Annotated in this window: 19 protein-coding genes; all 19 read left to right on the top strand. The window is 67.4% G+C overall.

What is annotated here, in order from left to right; all coding sequences use genetic code 11:
* The first annotated feature begins 19 nt into the window (after positions 1 to 19).
* Positions 20 to 940, top strand: coding sequence for a dehydrogenase (locus IU452_RS32375; RefSeq protein ID WP_195113016.1), 921 nt, complete (start codon positions 20 to 22; stop codon positions 938 to 940).
* Positions 937 to 2,016 carry an MDR/zinc-dependent alcohol dehydrogenase-like family protein gene (locus IU452_RS32370; protein ID WP_195113015.1) on the top strand — a complete coding sequence of 360 codons (1,080 nt, stop codon included), beginning with the start codon at positions 937 to 939 and terminating at the stop codon, positions 2,014 to 2,016. Before IU452_RS32375 ends, IU452_RS32370 begins: the two co-directional genes overlap by 4 nt.
* Positions 2,013 to 3,131 carry a DegT/DnrJ/EryC1/StrS family aminotransferase gene (locus IU452_RS32365; protein ID WP_195113014.1) on the top strand — a complete coding sequence of 373 codons (1,119 nt, stop codon included), beginning with the start codon at positions 2,013 to 2,015 and terminating at the stop codon, positions 3,129 to 3,131. The genes IU452_RS32370 and IU452_RS32365 overlap by 4 nt, the downstream gene beginning before the upstream one ends.
* On the top strand, positions 3,128 to 3,811 hold the full coding sequence (locus tag IU452_RS32360; protein ID WP_195113013.1) for a ribulose-phosphate 3-epimerase: 684 nt from the start codon (positions 3,128 to 3,130) through the stop codon (positions 3,809 to 3,811). The genes IU452_RS32365 and IU452_RS32360 overlap by 4 nt, the downstream gene beginning before the upstream one ends.
* A gap of 159 nt (positions 3,812 to 3,970) precedes the next feature.
* The gene (locus IU452_RS32355; RefSeq protein ID WP_195113012.1) at positions 3,971 to 4,417 is read left to right on the top strand and encodes a GNAT family N-acetyltransferase; all 447 of its coding nucleotides are present in this window, start codon (positions 3,971 to 3,973) and stop codon (positions 4,415 to 4,417) included.
* Positions 4,418 to 4,603: 186 nt separating this feature from the next.
* Positions 4,604 to 5,248: an NUDIX hydrolase gene (locus IU452_RS32350; RefSeq protein ID WP_228819128.1), complete on the top strand. Its 645-nt coding sequence runs from the start codon at positions 4,604 to 4,606 to the stop codon at positions 5,246 to 5,248.
* Between the two features lie 931 nt (positions 5,249 to 6,179).
* The gene (locus tag IU452_RS32345; protein WP_195113010.1) at positions 6,180 to 6,917 is read left to right on the top strand and encodes a hypothetical protein; all 738 of its coding nucleotides are present in this window, start codon (positions 6,180 to 6,182) and stop codon (positions 6,915 to 6,917) included.
* Positions 6,914 to 7,681 (top strand): hypothetical protein, encoded by a 768-nt coding sequence (locus IU452_RS32340; protein ID WP_195113009.1) that lies wholly within the window; start codon positions 6,914 to 6,916, stop codon positions 7,679 to 7,681. The genes IU452_RS32345 and IU452_RS32340 overlap by 4 nt, the downstream gene beginning before the upstream one ends.
* Positions 7,678 to 9,708, top strand: coding sequence for a cutinase family protein (locus IU452_RS32335; protein ID WP_324192960.1), 2,031 nt, complete (start codon positions 7,678 to 7,680; stop codon positions 9,706 to 9,708). The genes IU452_RS32340 and IU452_RS32335 overlap by 4 nt, the downstream gene beginning before the upstream one ends.
* A complete protein-coding gene (locus tag IU452_RS32330) occupies positions 9,708 to 11,261 on the top strand; it encodes a peptidoglycan DD-metalloendopeptidase family protein (protein ID WP_195113007.1) in 1,554 nt (517 codons plus the stop codon). Before IU452_RS32335 ends, IU452_RS32330 begins: the two co-directional genes overlap by 1 nt.
* Positions 11,258 to 12,664: a MinD/ParA family ATP-binding protein gene (locus tag IU452_RS32325; protein WP_195113006.1), complete on the top strand. Its 1,407-nt coding sequence runs from the start codon at positions 11,258 to 11,260 to the stop codon at positions 12,662 to 12,664. The genes IU452_RS32330 and IU452_RS32325 overlap by 4 nt, the downstream gene beginning before the upstream one ends.
* A 52-nt stretch (positions 12,665 to 12,716) precedes the next feature.
* Entirely contained in the window at positions 12,717 to 13,112 is a 396-nt protein-coding gene (locus IU452_RS32320; RefSeq protein WP_195113005.1) for a hypothetical protein, read from the top strand.
* Between the two features lie 142 nt (positions 13,113 to 13,254).
* Positions 13,255 to 13,881 carry a hypothetical protein gene (locus IU452_RS32315; protein ID WP_195113004.1) on the top strand — a complete coding sequence of 209 codons (627 nt, stop codon included), beginning with the start codon at positions 13,255 to 13,257 and terminating at the stop codon, positions 13,879 to 13,881.
* 6 nt (positions 13,882 to 13,887) lie between these two features.
* Complete coding sequence (locus IU452_RS32310) at positions 13,888 to 16,050, top strand: hypothetical protein (RefSeq protein ID WP_195113003.1); 2,163 nt, start codon at positions 13,888 to 13,890, stop codon at positions 16,048 to 16,050.
* On the top strand, positions 16,047 to 17,621 hold the full coding sequence (locus IU452_RS32305; protein WP_195113002.1) for a hypothetical protein: 1,575 nt from the start codon (positions 16,047 to 16,049) through the stop codon (positions 17,619 to 17,621). The genes IU452_RS32310 and IU452_RS32305 overlap by 4 nt, the downstream gene beginning before the upstream one ends.
* Before the next feature lie 269 nt (positions 17,622 to 17,890).
* Positions 17,891 to 19,099 (top strand): ATP/GTP-binding protein, encoded by a 1,209-nt coding sequence (locus tag IU452_RS32300; protein ID WP_195113001.1) that lies wholly within the window; start codon positions 17,891 to 17,893, stop codon positions 19,097 to 19,099.
* Positions 19,096 to 19,590 carry a hypothetical protein gene (locus tag IU452_RS32295; RefSeq protein ID WP_195113000.1) on the top strand — a complete coding sequence of 165 codons (495 nt, stop codon included), beginning with the start codon at positions 19,096 to 19,098 and terminating at the stop codon, positions 19,588 to 19,590. Before IU452_RS32300 ends, IU452_RS32295 begins: the two co-directional genes overlap by 4 nt.
* Positions 19,587 to 20,981, top strand: a complete 1,395-nt coding sequence (locus tag IU452_RS32290; RefSeq protein WP_195112999.1) for a type IV secretory system conjugative DNA transfer family protein — start codon at positions 19,587 to 19,589, stop codon at positions 20,979 to 20,981. The genes IU452_RS32295 and IU452_RS32290 overlap by 4 nt, the downstream gene beginning before the upstream one ends.
* The gene (locus tag IU452_RS32285) at positions 20,978 to 21,655 is read left to right on the top strand and encodes a hypothetical protein (protein ID WP_195112998.1); all 678 of its coding nucleotides are present in this window, start codon (positions 20,978 to 20,980) and stop codon (positions 21,653 to 21,655) included. The genes IU452_RS32290 and IU452_RS32285 overlap by 4 nt, the downstream gene beginning before the upstream one ends.
* Positions 21,656 to 21,677: the final 22 nt, after the last annotated feature.

Here is a 21,677-nt window from a genome sequence, read left to right as displayed (position 1 = left end):
CGGCCACGAGGGTATCGCGATGAGGCTCGGTGGCCGCTTCGGTGACGGCGGGCCCTGCGAGATCTTCAATCCGGTCGACCCGGACAACCAAGACGTGATTCTCGGCCACAGCTACGACGGGATTCTCCGGGACTACCTCGTCGACGAGATCCCTTCTCACAGCGTCGTTCCCGCGCACAGCGACCTGCCGGTCGATCTCGGCCCACTTGTCGAGCCCACAGCGACCGCCCACTACGCCTGGGAACTGATGCGAGCACACCTGCACCCCGCCGGGTCGGTGGTGATCTTCGGTGGCGGATCAGCTGCGCTGCTGCTGGCGATGCTCGGTGAAGATCTCGGATACCGCATACACCTGGTACACCCGCGCCACGAGCGCCTGCGATTCATCACCGAACTGGGTGTGCTGCGATCGGCGACTGTCACAGACACCGCACCACCCGATAGCGCCGACGGCGCCGTCGTGTGCGTCCACCGCGACGCCGCCAACGCAGCGATCGAACAGGCCGTCAACAGCGTGGCCGACGACGGAGTCCTCGACCTGTTCGGCGGAATCCCCACCGGGCTGCACCATCCGGCGCTCCCTAATAACGATCTGTCCGCGGTGCGACGCGCCAACGTGTGCGGGCGAGGTGACCCAGTGGTCACCAGCACCGTCACCAGCTGTGGGAAGCGTTTGCGACTCACCGGTCACCGCGGTACCTCGGCGACGCACATCCACCAGGCCCAGCGGCGCCTGGCTACCGCGAGTCCCCGTTACGGGACGTTGATTACCCAGGTGGTTTCCCTGGACGAGGCAGCGCATCGGATCCCGTTGATGGCCCAGCGTGACAGGTCCTGCGGCGAACACGTGAAGGTCGTCGTCGATCTGACCATGCCACAGCGAGCTCGGTCGGTCGATCTCGGCGCCACTGTCATCGACCAGCTCGGGAGCCACCAATGACCCGACCCGTCAGAACGACCTACCGACGCATCGAGCACCATGACCGGGTCGCATTCCTGACCAGCGCAACCGTCGCAGACACCACACTGGACGGTCGAAACGCCACAGTGCTCCTCGCTCCCCATGTGGTCGGGGTCTGCCGGTCGGACCTGCGGGAGATCAGCGGCGTGCGGTTCGGCCGCCGCGACTTCGGCCACGAAATCGTAGGCGCCGTCGTCGATGCCCCGCCGTCACTGTCCTCCCTGCTGGGGCGAACTGTCCTGTTCGATCCCCACCCCACACTGGCCCGACGGACCTCCGGGTTCGCCGAACTCGTCGAACTCACCGCTGCCCCAACGCAACTGCGCGCCGCGCTGGTCCCTGTCCCTGCAGGAATCCCGGACCGGATCGCGGTCTTCGGCGAGCCGTTGGCGTGCGCGGTGCATTGCGTGACTCGCCTGCACCGGGTCACCGCCGAACTCGGGCTGGAAGCACAAGCTCCGGTCGCGGTTGTCGGCGCGGGCATGGCCGGCACGTTGATCAGCGCTGTGCTCGTCGCACAAGGCCAGCCGTGCGTGCTGCTGAACCCCCACCGCGAGCGCATCGAATTTCTCCTCGACCACGACGCGCTACCGTCCGAAGTCCTTATCCCCCACCGCAACGACATATCGTTCAGCCGGGTCATTCTGGCCACTGCTGCCGCCACATCCGACCATTTGGCCACCTGCCTGCGGATGCTCGCCGACGACGGGGTGCTGCTGTTGTTCGCCGGTACCCAACGCGGCACCCGCCTGCACGGGGTGGACATCGACCCGGTGCGGCGCCACCAGCTGACCTACCGGATCCGAAGCGGCAGCACGCGTGCCGTCGTGGCCGGTACTTACGGAGCGACGCGAGACGACTTCCTCGAAGCCCTGTCCCTGCTGACGAAGCCACCCGGCGACCAGTGGTCTCTCGCGTTATGCGCACAACGCCTGACCACGCGGGTTGTCGGGCTGGACGAGGCTGCCGACTACCTCACCACCAGCGCGCCGAACGGAGTCCTCGGCAAGACGCTCGTGCAAATCCACCCACCAATGCATCGGGAGTCGAAATGAAGGTCCCCAGATACAACTACCCCGCCCAATTCGAGAATCTGCCCGCCACCGCAGAACAGATCCGCTGTGCGCTGACCACCGGAAACTACGTGCTGGGGGAGTCCGTTGACCGCTTCGAACGCCGCTTCGCCGACTACCTCGGCGCCCAGTACGCGGTCGGGGTCAACACCGGCACAGACGCCCTCACGCTCGCCCTCACCGCCCTCGGCATCGGTCCCGGCGACGAGGTCATCACAGTCGCCAACACCTTCCACGCCACCGTCCTGGCCATCGCCACCGTCGGAGCCACTCCGGTACTCGTCGACTGCGAACCCGACACCTACCTCATGGATCTCGACGCCGTCGACGCTGCCTGCGGGCCGAGAACCCGGGCGATCCTGGCCGTCCACCTATTCGGCCGCAGCCTCGACATGGACCGGCTCACCGCGGTCGCGAACAGACACGGAATCGCGATCATCGAGGACTGCGCCCAAGCCGTCGGCTGCACCTGGCGAGGCCAGCGAGTCGGCACCTTCGGCATCATCGCCGCCGTCAGCTTCCACCCCAGCAAGAACCTCGCCGCCGCCGGTGACGCCGGTGCCCTGGTGACCAACGATCCCGACATCGCGCGCACCGTGCGGATTCTGCGCGGTCTCGGCCAGGACGGGCAAAACAACCATGTCGCCCTCGGGGTCAACTCCAAGCTGGACGCCATCCAGGCGATCGTGCTCGACGCCAAACTCGACCATCTCGACGAATGGAACGACGAGCGCAAACGCATCGCCAGCCGGTACACAGAAGCGTTGGCCCGCAGCGGGATCACGACACCAGCACCACCGTCACCTCCGGGCGATCACGTTTACCACCTCTTCCACGTGGCTGTACAGGGCCGAGACGCTGTATTGACCCGACTGCGCGCCGACGGCGTGGACGCTGTCGTCCGCTACCCCGTCCCCATCCACCGCCAACCCGCCTTCGCCCGAAACAAATTCGACGCCGTCTTCCCCCACGCCGACTACCAGGCAACCAACACGCTATGCCTTCCGATCCGCCCAGACCTCACCGAGACCGAGATCGAATACGTCTGCCACAGCCTGCACACCGCAATCACCGCACCCAAGGAGATACCTGCATGACCGTCTTCGTCGCACCAGCACTGCTGGGAGCCGATCCGCTCGAGCTGCGCGCCGCGATCGACCAAGTCGAACAAAGCCAAGCACCGTACCTGCATCTCGATGTCATGGACGGCCACTACACCAACGACATCAACTTCGGCATCCGCACCATCGCCGCAATCCGAGACCACACACGCATGCAGCTCGACGTCCACCTGCAAACCCTGCAACCCGAACGCTACGTCGACGACCTCATACGGATCGGCGCCAACCGCGTCTCGATGCATGTCGACGCAGCGACCCACATCGACGCCGCTCTCGACGCCCTCCAAACTGCTGGCGTCCGCAAAGGTCTCGTGTTGAACCCCGACCTCGGCATCGAACAACTCGACCCCTACCTCGGCCGATTGGACTTCATCATCCTAATGACCAGCAAGCCCGGCACAAGCACATTCGACCCCGCCGTCGCCAACAAGATCCGCGACCTGCGCGCCCGTCTCACCGACCGATATCTCGACACCGTCGAACTGATCGCAGACGGCGGCATCACCGTCCTCACCGCACCCCAGGTGATCGCAGCCGGCGTCGACACACTCGTCGCCGCCAGCGCCATCTTCAAATCGGAGGACAAGACCATCGCGACCGCCATCAGCCGACTTGCGAAATCCTGCGATTCGCCTGCTGACGGAAGCGATTCGTAGCCACGCAGGCGATCGGTCCCAGATAGAAGTCCATCGAGGACATACAACTTCACTATGGATACACACCCGGAGTCGGTGCATCCCCAGCTACGCTGAGCACCCCGGTCCAGTCCAGCAAACAATCACGACCGTGTATCACACAAGGAGGATTTCGCAACCTTGCCGGATGGATCTGTACCCGTCGCGATCGAGGTCGTGGCACAAGCAAGCGAGGAGGCGCTGGCAGCTCTGGCGAACCTTCTGCCACAACTGTCCGCTACCGCATCGCCTCTCACTCGGCAGAGGCTCGAAGCCGTCGTGACCGGCCTGTGCACACAACTGCTCGTCGGACGCATCGGCGGCTCCATCGTCGGCGCACTGACCCTCGTGATGTACACAATTCCTACGGGTCTACGCGCCCGGATCGAGGACGTAGTGGTGGATCAAACTGCGAGGGGACAAGGTGCCGGAAAAGCCCTGATCATTGCGGCATTGGGCATCGCGAAACAGCGCGGAGCACGGACGGTCGACCTGACATCCACCCCCTCCAAGATCGTCGCCAACCACTTGTACCGGGACCTTGGGTTCACACCGCGCGAATCCACGACGTACCGGATGAGCCTTTGAACTCCCGATCGGTAACTGGAAGGGGTGGCGGCGCTCCTTTTCGGAGACCACCGGCCCTCAACGTTACCGCAGCAGCAGAGCAGATTCGCTTACGCGACGGCGTCACAACGATCAGTTCGCTGAACTTGCCCTACACGTAGGCCCACCACGTGACAGACCAAGGAAATGGATTCGAAGGGAAGCGGAATGGATGATTCGCAATCATCGACCGAGACACAAATCCGCACACTCGCGCTGACACTGGCTTCGATCGCCAACAACGGCCTCGTATTCGCGACCGATGTCTTCGACAGGCAACGGTACGAGCAGACCAAGACCATCGCCATCGACCTGCTTGCGCTGATCAGCAAAGGCATCCCGAGCGAGCTGGACAAGATTGTCTCGCTCGAAGAGGGATATATGACCCCGAAGGTCGACGTCCGCGGCGGCGTGTTCGACGATGGAGGCCGGATACTGCTGATCCGTGACCGCAGTGACGAACGGTGGACGTTGCCCGGGGGATGGTGCGACATCCTGGAGCCGCCGTCCGAAGCAATCGAACGTGAGGTGCAAGAGGAGTCCGGACTTGTCGTTCGTGCCCACAAGCTGGCCGCTCTACTTGATCGAGACGTCCAAGGGCACGAGCCGGTGTTCCCCTACCACGTCTACAAACTCTTCTTCCTGTGCGAGATCGAGTCGCACGGTGAACCGAGTCCGGTAGAGACCATGGAGATCGGCTGGTTTTCGATCGACGAGCTGCCCGAACTATCCAAAACGCGGGTACTGGAAAGCCAGATCCGATTGCTCCACGATCATTGGCGAAAACCGGAACTGCCAACCGTGTTCGACTGAAGCCTTCCGGCGTTCGCGTAGGAAAGTCGGCCTGTCGGCATGATTTCCCCCGCTTCCGAACGCGGCCGGATGACCCACGTTTTTTCACGGACGATCGCCGAAATCGCCGCCGCGTCCGGTGTTTCTACCGGTGCTCCCCGCCACAATCGGTCAACGAGGTGGCTCCGGCACGGTCCTCGGGGAGGGCTGCAGGTCATTTTGCTCGCCACCCCGCGCCAGAACCGGAGGCCGACCTGGGGATTTGCTTAAAGGTTGCGCGGTTGAGTGATCCGTCTTACATTGGATGTGCGCCCTCTTCTCGAGGGTTTCCCGGTGATCGCTGGCAGCGGATCCGGATGTAGCGCCACAAGAGCACGGAAAGCGCGGTGAGCGCGTGGTTGTGCTGTGGCTTCCCGACACGTGAGGTGACCGGCGTTGTTGCGTCGGGGCCGCTGGTCGGTGCGCATTCGCCTTGATCCTGTTCGAGCATCGTGTGCCGCGAACGGCGTTGATCGCCTGCGGTTTTCGCGGTTGCCAGCGGGATCGCCGTGGAAGTGGGTCCGCCGATGCGGAAGTCCAGTCGCGATCAACGTCGTTGTCGTGGAGTCGTCATTGCCGGTGTGTTGCCGCTGGCTGTCACCGTAGCGTGCGGCGGTCTCGCGGTCGCCGATACCGGCCAGGTCGGGGTCACGCCCAGTCAATCGGATGTGACGGGGCCCGTCATACCCAGTGGCGGGACAGTGTCCGGCGCTGAGCGTGTGGTGAGTCAGGTCCGTGGAACGGTCGTCGAGGTCGCCCGCCAGTTCGCGCCGGGGAGACGGCACGTTCAGTGGCTGGTCGATGCTGCCCCATCGCTGGTCCATCAGGTGGTCGAGCCCGCGCGGCAGGCGCTGCAACAGCTACATGGACAACTGAGCCGACCTGCGACGCAGCACCGATGGGTGGTTCGGCGATGACCACCACGCAACGACACCTGGATCGGTTCCTCACTGCGCTGGATCTGGACCGAGGCGCTGCGGCGGAGCTGCGCCACCTCGCTGAAGCCGACACACATGGCAGTAAAGTTTGCGACCCGACCGATTTGGTCGAGGACTTCGACGTTCGTTGGACGCAGGTCGAGTCTCGGCGAGCCCGCGACGATGCCGTTAGAACTCGTGGTCGCAGGGTCGCGCTGACCGCGGTGAGCGCCTTCGTGGTGACAGGTGCGGTCACCGTGGGCGTATTCCTGCACGACACTGACCGAAACGCTGCGCCTGTCCGCTCTCCGCTTGCCGCCGACCTGGACAGTTCGGGGCAAGATCGTGCCGCGCAGGCGGCCGGCGACTGCCCTGCGACGCCGGTGGTTACCGGACACACCGTCCGCGGCTCGGGCGGCGGCGGGACCGATTCGGGCCCCGGCGCCGTGATGGCGTTCGAGACCGCCTACTACGTCACGCGGTCCGGGATCGCCGCACGAGCGGTAACCACCCCTGATGCGAATGTGCCTGCGGCAGAGACCATTCAGGCCGGCATCGACACCATCCCGGCGGACACCCGGTTCTGCGTCGTCGTCGACCCGTCGGGACCAAATTCCTGGCAGGTCGAGCTCACCGAGACCCGCCCCGGTCGTGCACCGATCGTGTACCGGCAGACCGTGACCACCACCGTCGTGGACGGTCGGGTCCTGATCACGGGGATCACGCCGCGATGAGCGCCGCATTCGAACTCGAAGAGCAAGCCTTCCCACAGCAGATCGCTCCCGCGGTCCTGGTCGTCGGGGCTGGCGGCGGGGCAGGCGCGACCACCATCGCGTTGGGACTGGCGGCGGCCATCGGCGCCACCACGGACTGGGATGCGGTCGCCGTCGATGCGACCACCTCCGGCGGCGACCTCGGCGTGCGCGGAGCAGACGAGCTGATGCGGCCGATGTCGCTGCAAGCGTGGCTGACCGAAATCGCCGACGGCGCAACGTCGATCACGCGCGAACTGCTGATCTCGTCAAGCATCGGCGCGGGATTGCTGTGGCGAGACGACACAGCGTTGCCCGCACGAGCCACGATCGGCACGATCGCGCGACTGCTGATGATGTCGGGGTATCTGGGTATCTACGACGGCGGCGGGCACGTCTCGGCGCGGCAGCTGCTGCCGCTGATCTGCGACGGCCGCACCAGCCTGATCGTCGCGACCCCGGCCCGACGCGGCACCGCGAACCGATTGTTCGCAAGCCTGAAATGGCTGGCCCACAACCTCGGCGACGACGTCGTCGCCGACACCACAGTTGTTGTGACGCACCAGGATCAGCGAACGGACTCATTTGCCGACGAGATCCGCCGAAGCCTGAGCGGCTGGGTGCGCGACGTGCTTGAGGTCCCCTACGACCCGCATCTGGCGGGCGGGGTGGCTATCTGCGTCGACCAGCTGCATTCCTCAACCACCACGGCCTACGCCGACATCGTGATGGGAGTCGGCCTGTGAAGCGACCGATCGTCACCCCCGCAATCTGGATCGCGGCGCTCGCCGCGACCGCAGTACTCGCCGGCACGACGCCCGCCGTCGCCGCACCCGCCCCTGCACCGGCGCACCCGAGCGGATCGGGATGCCCCTCGGTGGCGGGGATCTTCGTGCCCGGCACGTGGGAAACCAACTCGCAGGCCGACCCCGCAGGCCCGATCGGGTTGCTCGCGCCTGTGGGCACCGGACTAGCCGCCCGGTTCGGTGACCGGTTTCTGGCTCGATTCCCCGGCTACAGCGCGTCGGCGTGGGACCGCGGGATGAGCTACGGCGCCAGTGAGGCTACCGGCATCACGGCCGCCACCGGGGAGATCACTGATATCGCTGGACGCTGTAGCGCTGCGAAGTTCGTGCTGGCTGGCTATAGCCAGGGTGCCGACGTCATCGGCGACCTCGCCGCGAGCATTGGCTGCGGCAAAGGACCGATCCCGCCGGACCGCGTGATCGCGGTGGGGCTGATCGCCGACCCGCAACAAGGCACGGCGGGCGGCAAAGTCGTCGGCCCTCGGCTGGACGGGCACGGCATCGCGGGACCGCGTCCCGGTGGGTTCTGCCAACTGTCGGCCGTGACCGCGCAAATATGCGACCCACGGGACAAATACTGCAACACCAACGCCGCGACGAACCCGATCCTGGCTGGCCTGGGCCGCATCCTCACCGGCGGAAGCGACCAACCCGGCGCGCCCACGCCCGCCGAACCACCACCCGCTGGCGACAACCCGACAGGCAACACTGATCAGACTGGTGCGCCCGGCGTCGATGCGGCGAAGCTGCAGGCACTGACTCAGTCGTTGATGTCCGATTTCGGACGCGGCGATCTTTCGAAGCTCGCCGACAATCTCAATGCGGTTGTCTCGCAAGCGCTGTCCGGACGAATCGACTCGGGCGCGGTCACGGCGGTGCAGGACACGTTGCGGTCTTTGGCCGATCTGGTCCGCTGGGCAAGCGGCAATCCGTCGGTGACCGAACGCCTGGCACAAGCACCGGCCAGCTCGCCCGAACACCACGCGAGCCAGGTGCTGGCCGCCGCGAAGAACAGCAACCTCGGTACCGCCCTGGACTCGTTGGCTGCGATCGCCTCACACGCCGGTCAGGCTGACGGAGCCTCCGCGACCGATGTCGCCGACCCGGCGAACGCATTGGCGTCCTCGACTGCGCCGCTGACCGCGATGCCAGCGGACACCTTGTCGCAGGCCACGACTGTGCTGTCGATCCTGAAACCGTCGACGGTGTTCGAGCAGGTGGTCAACGTCGCGACCAACACCCTCGACTTCGCCACCAACGTCCCGAAGATCCTGGACACCCTGCGCCAGATCGCCACAGTAGTCGCGGACGGCGGCATCGATCTGCCCGCGAAAGTCCGTGGCCTGCATGAGCAGTTCGGCACCTTGAACAACCTGTGCAACCCGCTGGTGAAAATGGCCGCCGGGGTCGACCTGCACATGGTGTCGAGCCTGCTGGCCCTGATCCCCGACCCGCACGGTGTCGCCCAGATCGCGTCGGTGATCGTCGGCATGCTGGGGAACCTGGACGTTGTCAGGCTGGCGTTGCAGGTCGGCGGGCTTCAAGAACAACTGTGGGGCATCGCCGAAGCGATCACCGGCGGCGGCAACCTCGTCGATATCGGCGCGCGGTTCGTCGGCCTGATCCCGACCCTGCTCGGATTCGCCACCACCGCGGTGAACACACTGACCGGGGCCGCCAAGACTCCCACCGCGGCGCTGGACACCCCGCAGTCGGGTGAACTGCCAGCCACGATGGGCGGCGCGTCGAGCCTGGCGGGCCTAGCCGAGTCACTGGTCAACGGCGCGTCGCAAGGCGCGGCTGACCTCGGCCAGCTGGTCGCCGACGGCGTCTCGGCTGCATCGTTTTTCGCCTCGGGCGCGCATCAGGGTTACGACCGATTCGTCGTCGATGAGTCCGGGCGCACCGCTGTTACGTGGCTGACGGAGTGGTTCGCTGGGCGTATCCGGCAGGTCGGAGTCGTGTGATGAGCACGGACATGACGGTGACCTCCGGCAAGGCGATCATGGTCATCGGACTGGTCGTCGTGGCGGTCGTCATGCTGATCATCGTCTCCGGACGATCCCGACACACCGACCCCAACTGTCTTCCCAACATGCCCCGAGGCGAGACATCTCGTGGGACCGGCCGCGTCGTGATGCCCATGGCAGCAGGCACTTTCGTCCCGAGCTCATCGTACGGGCCCCGGGGAGGAGAGTTCCATCGCGGACAGGATTTCGCTGCCGCAGCCGGCACGCCTATCTACTCGGCCACCGACGGCACGGTGGTGGAGGCCGGGCCAGCCGACGGGTTCGGGAACTGGATCGTCATCGACACCACGGACAGCGACGGTCGGACCGTGTCGACGGTCTACGGGCACATGTCGGCCGCGGGCATTCTCGTCCACAAAGGCGACACCGTGCGCGCAGGCCAACACATCGCCGACGTCGGCAGCGAGGGCGAATCGTCCGGGCCGCATCTGCATTTCGAAGTCGTGCCCGGGGGACGGTTATCCGGCGGCAAACACACCGATCCGATGCGGTGGCTTGCCGCCCGCGGCGCGGGCGGAACCGCGACGGACGCCGCGGATCTTATCGCGAACCGCAGCGGGTTGATCGGGCGATCCGGTTACGGCAGCGGGTGTGGTCCTTCGCCGGGCGCCGCGCGGCTGAAGGCGGGTTCGGTACCGGAGGCGTTCGAGCCGTGGATCGCCCGCGCCGCCGCACTGTGCCCTGAGGTGACTGCGCCGCTGCTGGCCGCCCAGCTGCAACAGGAGTCCGGGTTCAGCGTCGACGCGCGCAGCTCGGCGGGCGCGGTCGGGCCTGCCCAGTTCATGCCCGGGACGTGGGACGCACACGGCGTCGACGCCGACGGCGACGGCCGTAAGGATCCCCGCAGCATCCCCGACGCGGTCATCAGCCAGGGCCGCTACGACTGCGAGCTGGCCGGCATCGCGAAACGTGGCCTGGCAGAAGGCAAACTGCGCGGCGACCTCACCGAACTGTGGCTGTCGATGTTCAACTGCGGCGCTGGAGAGACCCTGCGTCAGGGGCAGGTCTGCCAGAACGACGAGACCCGCAAATACGTGCGCGCCATCCCGGCCGCCGCTCGTGCGTTCACCGGCAGCGAATCGGTCGGTTCCTCTGTTGGCGCGGCGATCGTCGCCGAGGCGATGCGCTGGCGCGGACACCCCTACGTGTGGGGCGGCGGCGGACCGGACGGACCCACTGCCGCCCAAGGCGGAGCGCCGGGATTCGACTGCTCCGGCCTCACCAGCCGCGCGGTCGCCGTCGCCACCGGAGGCCGGATCATCCTGCCGCGCACCAGCCAGGAACAAGCCGAAGACCCGCGCGGGACTCCCGTACCCGACTCGGCGATCCAACCGGGAGACCTGGTTTTCCCCGCCGGGCCCGCGCCGGGCCACGTCGCCGTCTACGTGGGCGAAGGGACCGTCGTGCACGCCCCGCAAACAGGCGACGTCGTCAGAACCGCCCCCATGAGCGTTGTCGGCTCCAACCCGTCAGTCAGGAGATTCGGATGAGCACCGAACACCAGCAGCAAGCCCAGCCGGACGACATGTCGGAGGACACCGAAACGGCCAACGCCCAGGGCGGCACAACAGAATACGACGCCGAGGCGATCGTAGACCTGCGCCGCCAGCGCCTGCGTCCAAGCCCGGTATCGGGCGGGCCGTCGGAGCCCGACAGTGCCGTGGACGATCCCGACGATGCGATTGGCGACCCGGCGGAGTCGATCCCGGACCCATACGGGGTCGGGCAATACAACCTGCGGCCCGACACCATTCCCGGAGACGATGGACACCGGGCTCGCCCGGTCGTGCTCAAAAACGCCGACGGCATACACACCGACCCGGCCGAATGGGGCTGGCGCGGCCGGGTCAACGCGTTCGGGGCACGGCTGCGTCCGCCTCGCGACGGCAGCGAGGTCGCCTACCGGCGCGCGGTCGAACGGATCCGGCAACCATTACCGGGCACCCCGGTGATTCTGGTCGCCAACCCCAAAGGCGGCAGCGGAGTTACCCCGGTGACGATCTTGCTGTCCAACATCTTCGGCGTGCACCGCGGCGGCAGCGTGGTGGCCTGGGACGCCAACGAATCCCGCGGCACCCTCGCCGTGCGCGCCGCAGTAACCACAGACACCGAGCCGACCGTGGTCGACGTGCTGGCCAATGCACGCGCGTTGTGCTCCCCGGCCGCCGACGCCTCGAGCCTGGCGCGGTATCTGCGACTGCAACCCACTCTCGACGAAGTCCTGGCCTCGGATCAGTCCGGCCGCGTCGAGATGATAGGGCGCAACGAGTGCGCGGCAATCATGGCGGTGCTGAGACGGCACCGGTCCATGGTGGTGATCGACAGCGGCGACAACGAGCGAGCAGAACCGTTCTCCTGGTCGGTCGATAACGCCACTCAGCTGGTCGTGCCCCTGGTATGCCGCCGCGACGCGGCCTACATGGCGCTGACAATGCTCGACACGATCGCCGCGCACGGGCGCCGGGACCTGGTGACCGGAGCGGTGGTCACCCTCGCCACGCAGTCCGGGAGCGAACCGGCCGCACGCGAGGCGATCGTCGGCGCGCTCGAACACGCAGGCATCACCCGGATCGTGGATGTGCCGCACGACCCGGTGCTGGCCGGAGGCGAGCGCATCGTGTGGTCGCGCCTGGCGGCCTCGTCGGCACGCGCGTGGATACAGGTGGCCGCGTCGGTCGCCGACGGGCTCGCCGAAGCGTTGACGCGCATGTCGGCTCCCCTGGAAGCGGCCTACCTGCCCGACAGCTACCGCACCCCGAGCAGCCGCGACCCGCAGCGCTGCCGTCGCTGCACCCCCGACGACACGCACACCGCGGCGCGGTGCGGATCGGGCTGTCCAAGCGCGAACGTCGCGGTCCCCCACCACGGCCGGCCCTACGGCGAACGGTGGTGAACGCCATGACAACCCGCGACCACACCCATCGTCACTCAGAGAGGCCACACCCATGACAACCATCACCCGGTCGCAGCGGCTGCTCGCCGCCTGGCGAACTGCGGTAAGCGCTGCCGCAGCGTGCCTGATCGTCACGATCAGCGCCGCCACGGCCGAAGCGGCGATCCCCAACCCCCTCGGCGGCGTCGCCCCCGACTTCGGGCTGTTCGGACAGGCGATGGACTCCACCTGGAAACGGCTGGTCGCGTTCATATGGGCCCTGGTGCTGATCGGCTGCGTCGTGCGAGTGATCGTCGGCGCCTTCAAAGTGCGCCGCGCCAAAGCCCGCGGCTACACCAACGACCTGGCCGAAGGCTCCGAGGAACTACAAGACGCCCTGATCGCCCTCGGTCTCGTCGCGCTGGCCTCACCGATGGTCGGCACCGTCCTGTTCGTCGTCGGCGGCTGAACCCGGCCGCACACCGAAGGGAAACCATATGAGCACAACAGGATTCGGATCACTCTCTCCCGATGCCGAGCTGCCGTCCACATCACCGGCACGTCCGGGAGCAGCGGCCTCGCGACGACAAGGGCTTGCACACCGAGTGTCGATGCGGTCGCTGCTGGCCGTGGGCGCCGCCGGTGTGCTCGTCCTGGTGGCGGCGTTGTCGATGCACGGCTGCAGCGACACCGGCCCGGGTGGCGGGCAAGTCCGCGCGGGGCACGGACCGACCACCGTGACCGGTGGGGTGCCCACCGGCTACACCCGGGACCGGGCAGGCGCGGCGACCGCAGCGGTCAACGTCGTGCAGGCGCTGGCCCAGGCCGGGCAAGGCCGCGTGACCGCGACTGCGGTGCGGTCGGCGTTGGCGGCGTCGGAGCCCGGATCGGGATTGACGAAATCGATGGACATCGCGTCCGGACGTGAGCACGACAGCAATGTCCTCAACGTGCTGCCGGCGGCGGTGACCGTCGAGTCGGTGGACGCCGACACGGCGCAGGTCGCGGTCTGGACCGTCGCGGTGTCACGAGACGCGATCGCCCCCGGCGACCCGGTCTCGGTCATGACGCTGTGGTCGAGCACCACCGTGTCGCTGGTCTGGGAACACGGCGACTGGAAAGCCAAAGACCTCGCCACCCGCAGCGGACCGACCCCGGACGAGGTCGTGGCCCCCGACTCCGGATCACCGCTGACCCGCCCGCTGCAGGGCGGCTACTACACCTTCTACGTCGACTAGGGGCCCATGATGCGGCGAGTTCTGATGCTCCTTATCGTCACAGCGCTCTCAACGCTGACACTGGCCAGCGCTGGCACAGCCGGGGCTGACCCCGCGCCCGGCCCGGTCGCCCCGTCGGGGTCGCTGCCGAACGGATTCCCCGCGGACCTGCGCAAGTTCGTCGGCAACACCCCCGAATTCAAAACGGCGTGGTTCACGGGGCCGTGCAAGGACCGCGGCGGTGACATCGGCGCCTACACCAACGCCGCGCTGGCCAACGAGGACCGCCTCATCTACTGGTCGATGACCGACGAACAGAAGAAGGTGTTCGTCGTCGGCGCAGCCGGGGCGCAGGGACGCCACTCGCTGGGCCCTCATCTGGAGGCAGGCGTCGAAGCAGGTCGAGAACCGTCGAAAGAGCTGCTGCCCAGGGTCTTTCCCTCAGGCGACCCGGCTTACGCGTTGCCGCAGCCGGCGTGCGCGGACGACTTGAAGAGATGGGCGAGTCCCCAATGGAACACGTGGGGTTTCGTATGGTCGGCCGTCCCGGACAAACAGTCCCTGACCGAGATGCGCAAGACGAGCGGGGCAGGAGAGGTACCCGATAAGGCATGGACCGCGCCGTGCGGCGGCGGTGTTCCCGGAATCTACTGTGCTCACGCGTTTTTCGTGAACTGCGACCAGGCCGACGCGCCGAGCGGAGACCAGCGCAACTGCGTCGCATGGAACACGCAGGTGGCGCGGCTGTTCGCTGGCACCGCGAACTGGATCGACCAGAACAAATCGCTGAACGACCGGATCGACGAGACATTGCGCGATGCGGGCGTCTACGCGGCCGGCAACGCGATCGTGAGTGCGTTCACCTGGGTGTTCGGCACCGCAATCCCGACCGCGATCAAATTCGTCGCCGATCCGCAGTCCGTGATCGACGATTGGGCGAACGCCACCAAAGCCTCGGCCGTCGACCTGAGCAGCAAGGTTCTGCGCGGCCTCGTCGCCGTGGGCGCCTTCGACCCCTCCCAGGGATGGTTTCTGCGCTGGTACGCGCTGTCGACCGGCATCGGCATCGCCGTCATGGGCCTGATGACGCTGCTGGCGCTGTGGCGAGCGGCAGCCAAGGGTGAAACCGCGAAAACCATCGCCGCCGACCTGTTTGGCTACCTTCCGGCAGGCGTCATCCTCATGCTGTTCGCACCGTTCCTCGCGCAGTTGATCGTCGGCGCGGCGAACGCGATGTCCGAGAGCATCGTCCACATCTCCGGCCCGGACATGGGCGAAATGGTGACGAATCTGGAACACTTCAGCGGCAAACTCACCGCGCCCGCGCTGCCGGGCGGTGTCGTTGTCGGACTGATTCTGTTTCTGCTGCTCATCGCGGGTTCGCTCGCTGTGTTCTTCGGCTTGTTGATGCACGCGGTCGCCTTGCCCGCGTTGGCGATCGCGTCCGGCATCGGGTTCGGCATGTGGGTCCACCCGAAATGGCGCACCAAGGCGCTGCGCCCGGTGCTGCTGTTCATCGGCCTCGTGGCCTCGAAACCGTTGCTCTTCCTGTTGCTGGCGCTCGAAACCTCCGTGGTCAACGCCGCACTGACGGGTCAGCCCGCCGGGCAGGGCACCCTCGGCACGCTTGGGCAACTGTGCCTGGTCGTCGTCGCCTTCATCGTCGTCGGTCTCGCCCCGTGGTCACTGTTGAGATACGCGCCCCTGCTGCCTTCGCGCAGCGACGCCAACGGATTCGGCGGGCACTCCAGCTCCCTGCTGGCCGGCGCCGTAGGCGGACTCGGCGCGAACGCCTTGTCACGACGACGTTCTCGCCACGACTCCTCGACGCCGAACAGCGACGCGTCGAAGGGACAGAAGGATCAGCGAGGCGGCAACGACGACGGCGATCCGAGCTGGCGGACCGCCGACCGGGACGACGGCCGCAGCCCGACCGAGGCACATCTGGGCGCGACGATGGGCAGCCGTCGAAACGAGGCGACCTCCAACACGAAAACCGGTGACCGCGACCGCAGCAGCGGCATCGGCAGGAAGCTCGCGTCCGGACTCGGCAGCGGCGTTAGCAAGGGCGCGGCGATCGTCGCCACGGCGGGCGCGGTGGCAGTTCCCGTCGCGGCGGCCGGAGCCGCCGCAGCCCTGGAGAAGGGCCGGGCCGCCGCAGAAGCCGCACCCGGGGAGGCCGAGGAATGACCGACCAGCAACGCACCTACATGCTCGGCGGCGAAATCGCCCGCCGCTCCTGGCTCGGACTGTCGCAGCCCGTGCTCGCGACCTGGGGATGCTCGATCCTCGCCGGGATCGCGCTGTACGTGATCGGCGGCGGAGCGACCTGGTCGATCATCGTCATCGCCGCCGGGCTGGCCGCAGTGTTCGCCGCGACCATGGAATTCGGTGGCAAACGATCCTGGGCATCGCGATGGCTGCACGCATTGCGGACCTGGACGCGTCGCCGCCGGGGCGAACACGTGTACCGCAACCCCGCCGACCCCGCCTACGGTCGCCCCGGCCTCGACCCCGGGTGGGCGGTGCCGCCGCCGTTGGCGAACACCGGCCCGCTGGATGTGGCCGGAACCGGCCTCGACGAGATGTTCATCCTGCGCACCGCGAACCCGGGAGAGCGGACCTTCTTCACCGTGATGCTGGCCGTGGAGGGTGTGGCAGGCGGACTGCGCGGAGATGCCGCCTATGCGGCGACTTCGGCGGCGTTCGGCAGCCTCCAGGCGCAGCTGGCCCGGCCGGGCAGCTTCATCCGAGGGATTCAACTGATCCACCGGTCGGTGCCACTGGACATGACCCCACACCAACGGTGGGCCGAAGAGCAGGTCGGCAGGCTCGGCGACACGCGGCTGCTGCCCGCGGTCGAGTCCTACGGGGCACTGATCGACGTGCTCACTCCGCTCGCTGAAGAGCATCGAGTCTTCGTCGTGCTGCGCATCCCGCAAACCGACGAGTTCATGGCCGCCACCTCCCGGGCGGCGCGGACGAAGAACGCGCCGATCGAAGGCGGCATCGCCGCGGTCATCCGCGACGAGGTCGAACGCGCCGCACGCCTGCTGGTGTTGTCCGGGATGGGCCGCGTCGAGGTCTACGGACGCAAACGCGCCTGCGCGGTGCTGCGCGGCTGTATCGATCCCGACTACCGGCTGGGCCGGCACGCCGACTCCGAATGGGACACATGCTGGCCGAGCTACATTGGCGGAACCGACTGCGTGGCGATCGGCGCCGCGGGCGCCTGGCGCACCCGCGTCGGGTTCATCCCGCCGAGCGCCATCGAACCGGTCCCGCTCGGCCCGCTGTGGCTCTCGCCGCTGTTGACCGGTGTGGAAGCCGATCCCGGCGACGACGAAACGCCGCCTATGCCGACCATCCGCACGGTGTCGGTGCGCATCGACTTCGTCCCCTCACACAGGGCCCGCGCCGCCGCCAAAGGCGACTTCACCGCCGATGAAGCCCGAAAACAGAAGGAACGCGCCAAAGGCAAGATCAGCGACGGCACCGCCGAAGTGCTCGCCTCCGCATCCGACCGCCGTCGCCAGGACTTGATGCCCGGCTCCGGGCACCACGGCGCGGTCTACGCCATCGCGGTCGCCGTCACCGGCCGCGACGCCGACGACCTCGACCGCGCCTGTCTGCGTGTCACCGAAGCCGCAACGGAGTCCGCCCTCGCCGAAATCCGCTGGTGCTCTGGGGATCACGACGTCGCCCTGTTCTCCACGCTGCCGCTCGGGCGCGGCTTGGCCGAAACGAGGCACACCCGATGACCAGCAGACTCAGCGGCGCCAAGCACCCCGACAAGGCCGGCGGCGAGCCGAGATTCAGCACAAGACTTCCGTGGCGCGCACGCCGGGGTCGCAGGGCCACAGCGGTGGCCGAGCACGCCGAGCAGCCCCGCCGCAGCGTGCCGAGGCGGCGTCGACTACTCGACAGGTACGGCTGGTACGAGCAACGCCCCGAAGGGGCATGGACCACGACCCGCCAAGCGGAGGCGCTCAACCTGGCCACCAGCCGCCGCTCCTCGCGCCACGAAGGTGTGGTCGCCGGACTCAACATCGTCTCTGGCGAACTCGAGATCCTCGACCCATTCGCCCTCTACGGCGACGCGATCTCCGGCATCAACGTCTGCGTCATCGGCGACATCGGCCAAGGAAAATCCGCGCTGATCAAAACTGCGTTCGGGCTGCGTCAACTCGTCGCCGACCGGCAAGTCGTCATCCTCGACAAGAAGCCGCAATCCGGGCGCGGCGAGTACACACCGATCGCCCGGACTCTCGCGGCGGCGTCGATCCGGTTCCGAGCCGGCGGGGGCGGAGCATGCGTGAACCTGCTCGACCCCGCGATCAGCACCGGCGGCGAACACGCCGGCGGCCTGTCGGGCATCGTGCCCGCTGGCCAAGAAGCGCTCGTATTGGCGGTGCTGGCCGACAGCATGGGCCGTGAACTCGACGAACGAGAGAAATCCGCTGTCGGACTCGCGCTCGAACTCGTCAACGCCGAAGCCCGCGACCAGGGCCGCGCCCCAGTGATCCGCGAGCTGGCGATGCGACTGCTCGATCCCCAGACAGACGACTTCGACACCGTCGGTGGTCGATGGGCCGAGCGCGGTCTCGAATGGGGCCTCGAGCCGGGTCTGGCGCTGCTGCGGCTGGCCGACCGCGACCTCAAAGGACTCGTCGATACCGAAACCAGCCCGGAAATCCGCGACAGCCTCGACACCCACCCGCTGGTCCATTTCGACCTGTCCGCCCTGCCGACCGACGGGCCCGCGCTGCGGGTCGTGATGACCGTGATCAACACCTGGCTGGCTAACCGGCTCGCCGCCCGCTCCTCGCGATTCGCCCAAACGATTCTCGTGGTCGAGGAAGGCTGGCACGTCGCCCAGGGCAGCACCGGCGAAGTGTTTCAGGCGAACATGAAACTTTCACGCGGACTCGGTCTGTGCACCGTGTCGGCGTTCCACCACATCAGCGACCTGCCGGTGGACTCACCGGCCCGGGCGCTCATGCAGGAAGCCTCGATCGTCGTGCTCATGGGGCAAGGCCGCGAAGACGACGTCCGCGAAACCTGCCGCATGTACCGGCTCCCGCCGGGCACCGAGGAAACCCTGATGCGCCTGGGCCGCGGTCAAGCCCTGGTCAAGATCGGGCGTCGTGACCCGTTCCTGTTGCAGCACATCCGATCCCCGCTGGAGGCCGAACTCACTGACACCGACAGCGCGGTTAAGGGGGTTTCCACAGCATGAGCGCCGAACGACCGCTGCCCAACCCCATCCGCATGGAACCGGTCCTTCCGGCCGGGCTCGTGCTCGCCCTGCACATCGTCTGCGCCGGGTTCGTCGCCGTCTTCGGTGGCGGGGCCCTGTCTGCGCTGCTGTGTCTGCGCGGCCCCGCCGCTCCGGGCTGGCATGAGCTCACCCCCACGCTGGCCCGGCTGACCGAACACTGGAGTGATCCCGCCGCCGCGTGGCCAGCCGACCCGCGACCCGGCCCCGCCTGGCTGACCTGGACCTGCATGATCTTCGTCGCCATCATCTGGTGCAGCGCGGTGGCGATCGTCGGCTCCGAAATCGACTCCCGCCGCCGTCACCGCCATCGCCGTGTCGGGCTGGCAACCCGTGGTGACCTGCGCAGGATCGGACTCGACCCGCACACGGCCGCCCGCAAATCCGCCGCCGAATTCCCGGAACAAGCACGGCGCGAGCCGCGCCGGTATCGACGGAGGTGGCGGCGATGAACCTCCGGAGTCGACTCCGCAGACGGCCGGTAGTGCCGGATCGGCTGACCGTCCGGGTCGGGGTCCTGGCCACCGACCCCCGATCGTGGGTGTGCCTGTCGCCTCGCGACGGCGTTATCGTCTACGGCCCCACCGGATCCGGCAAAACCTGGCGACTGGCATACCAGCGTGTATGCGACGCACCCGGATTCGTCGCCGCCACCTCGACCAAAACCGATCTGATGGCGGCGACGTTCCTCGACCGCGCAGCACAGGGCCGCATCGCGGTGTTCGACCCCGAAGACCTCTCGGGATGGCCCGGGAAAATCCGATGGTCACTGCTGTCCGGCTGCGCGGACCCGGACGTGGCCATCCGCCGCGCCGAAGCGCTCACCAAGGCGATGCCGCTGGAAGGCACCAAGAACGGTGGCTACTTCGAATCCAAAGCCGCCACCCTGCTGCGCTGCTACCTGCACGCCGCCGCCCTCGACGACCGCTCGATCCGCGACGTGCGCGTCTGGGTGCCCAGCCGCACCAACCGCACCGCCGTCGACATTCTCGGCGCCCACCTACCCGACTGGGCCGCTGAACTCGAACAGATCCTCAACTCCAGCTCCGAATCTAGCGACGACGTACTGGCCGCTGCCGCACGCCTGCTCGAACCCCTCGCCTCGCCCAAGATGCTCGCCGCAGTGGATGTCCCCGCCGCGGAGTCCTTCGAGGTCGAATCGTTCGTCCTCGACACCGCGCACGCGAACACCCTCTACCTGCTGTCCAAAGGCACCTCACAGAGCATGGCCCCGTTCGTCGCCGCGCTGGCCGCCGAGGTCCACCACGTCGCGGACCGCGCCTCACAGAAGCGGCCCGGCAAACGACTCGACCCGCCCGTGCGGCTGGTGCTCGACGAAGTCAACAACGTCGCGCCCATCCCGGAACTGCCCAGCATCATGACCGACAGCGGCGGCAAAGGCATCACCGTCTGGGCGTTCGCGCACAACCAATCCCAGAACGAACTGCGATGGGGTCAGATCGGCGGGCGCATGCTCGGCCAATCACCACCGGCCATGCTGCTGTTGCCCGGCCTGCGCGGCGACGAACTCGAAGCCGTCTCTCGGCTGCTCGGGCAACGCAAACAATGGGAAGCCAGCCTGTCGCGGACCATGGGCCGCAGCTACCAGCAACGCGACGAACCGGTTCTGCGCGCCGACGAAATCCGCGAACTCGACCAGGACCAAGGGCTGCTGATCTACCGCCACGCGCCCGCCGCGGTACTGCGCCTGCCCAGCGTATGGGACGACCCCCGCACCAAACGTCGGGTCCGGGCGGCACTGGAGACCTTCGAAACCATCGTCGGCACAGGCGAAGTCCCATCACACCTGCGGCTCGACGCACCGGAAGCGAGGCAGCCATGACCGTCGAACCGCACACACGCCAGGACACGACGCTGGACCGGCCCCATCGAAGCACGGGTCGCGAGGACGCCTGCCGATTCAGCTGGGCCGACCTCGACACCGACACCGCCGTACAGCTGTGGCGCGAACTCGCCGACTGGGTCGACTGGCTGCGGCATCGCTACCAACTCGGCAGCCGCATCCCCACCTGCTGGTACCGGCACGGCAGCGCCGTGGAAACGCTCACCGCGCTCATGGCCGCACACCACGCCGCCTACCTACCCGGACCCGACCAACACGACACACCCCGAGAAGACCTCATCGCCTGGCACCAGCAGTGGCTCTGGCCGGCCATCGACCAACTCACTCGGATCAGCGACTTCTCCAGCTGCGGACCGGGACGCTGCGGCTACCGCACCCAACCACAACCCACGCATCCCGGATTCGACGACTTCGTCCACAGCGATCTCGCCGACCGACCCGAACCCGCGCGCAACCCCGCGGCACCAGAGGAGACCACCGGACCGGAACTCGTCGGCGACGAGGACATGGCCGAACTCATCGCAACCCAATCAGCGCAATCGATCCAAGCAGCCGGACGCACCGTCGCGGTCCGCTACGACGGCCGCGTCTGGGTGTACTCGCGCATCGCCGGCGGCTGGATCCCCGAACGCGGCAGCAGGCGACGGCCATGACCACCCACCGTCCACACCCCGA

The organism is Nocardia transvalensis (assembly GCF_015477765.1).
GTDB classification, from domain to species: Bacteria; Actinomycetota; Actinomycetes; order Mycobacteriales; family Mycobacteriaceae; genus Nocardia; species Nocardia transvalensis_A.
Note: the sequence above shows the minus strand (reverse complement) of the source record. Positions and strands in the feature narration are given on the sequence as shown.

What these genes read in the sequence shown, in the direction of transcription:
- IU452_RS32315 (WP_195113004.1), top strand. Translation starts at nt 13,255, where the DNA reads ATGCGGTCGCTGCTGGCCGTGGGCGCCGCCGGTGTGCTCGTCCTGGTG.
- IU452_RS32365 (WP_195113014.1), top strand. Translation starts at nt 2,013, where the DNA reads ATGAAGGTCCCCAGATACAACTACCCCGCCCAATTCGAGAATCTGCCC.
- IU452_RS32285 (WP_195112998.1), top strand. Translation starts at nt 20,978, where the DNA reads ATGACCGTCGAACCGCACACACGCCAGGACACGACGCTGGACCGGCCC.
- IU452_RS32325 (WP_195113006.1), top strand. Translation starts at nt 11,258, where the DNA reads ATGAGCACCGAACACCAGCAGCAAGCCCAGCCGGACGACATGTCGGAG.
- IU452_RS32305 (WP_195113002.1), top strand. Translation starts at nt 16,047, where the DNA reads ATGACCGACCAGCAACGCACCTACATGCTCGGCGGCGAAATCGCCCGC.
- IU452_RS32345 (WP_195113010.1), top strand. Translation starts at nt 6,180, where the DNA reads ATGACCACCACGCAACGACACCTGGATCGGTTCCTCACTGCGCTGGAT.
- IU452_RS32330 (WP_195113007.1), top strand. Translation starts at nt 9,708, where the DNA reads ATGAGCACGGACATGACGGTGACCTCCGGCAAGGCGATCATGGTCATC.
- IU452_RS32310 (WP_195113003.1), top strand. Translation starts at nt 13,888, where the DNA reads ATGATGCGGCGAGTTCTGATGCTCCTTATCGTCACAGCGCTCTCAACG.
- IU452_RS32320 (WP_195113005.1), top strand. Translation starts at nt 12,717, where the DNA reads ATGACAACCATCACCCGGTCGCAGCGGCTGCTCGCCGCCTGGCGAACT.
- IU452_RS32370 (WP_195113015.1), top strand. Translation starts at nt 937, where the DNA reads ATGACCCGACCCGTCAGAACGACCTACCGACGCATCGAGCACCATGAC.
- IU452_RS32350 (WP_228819128.1), top strand. Translation starts at nt 4,604, where the DNA reads ATGGATGATTCGCAATCATCGACCGAGACACAAATCCGCACACTCGCG.
- IU452_RS32295 (WP_195113000.1), top strand. Translation starts at nt 19,096, where the DNA reads ATGAGCGCCGAACGACCGCTGCCCAACCCCATCCGCATGGAACCGGTC.
- IU452_RS32340 (WP_195113009.1), top strand. Translation starts at nt 6,914, where the DNA reads ATGAGCGCCGCATTCGAACTCGAAGAGCAAGCCTTCCCACAGCAGATC.
- IU452_RS32360 (WP_195113013.1), top strand. Translation starts at nt 3,128, where the DNA reads ATGACCGTCTTCGTCGCACCAGCACTGCTGGGAGCCGATCCGCTCGAG.
- IU452_RS32375 (WP_195113016.1), top strand. Translation starts at nt 20, where the DNA reads ATGAGGCTCGGTGGCCGCTTCGGTGACGGCGGGCCCTGCGAGATCTTC.
- IU452_RS32290 (WP_195112999.1), top strand. Translation starts at nt 19,587, where the DNA reads ATGAACCTCCGGAGTCGACTCCGCAGACGGCCGGTAGTGCCGGATCGG.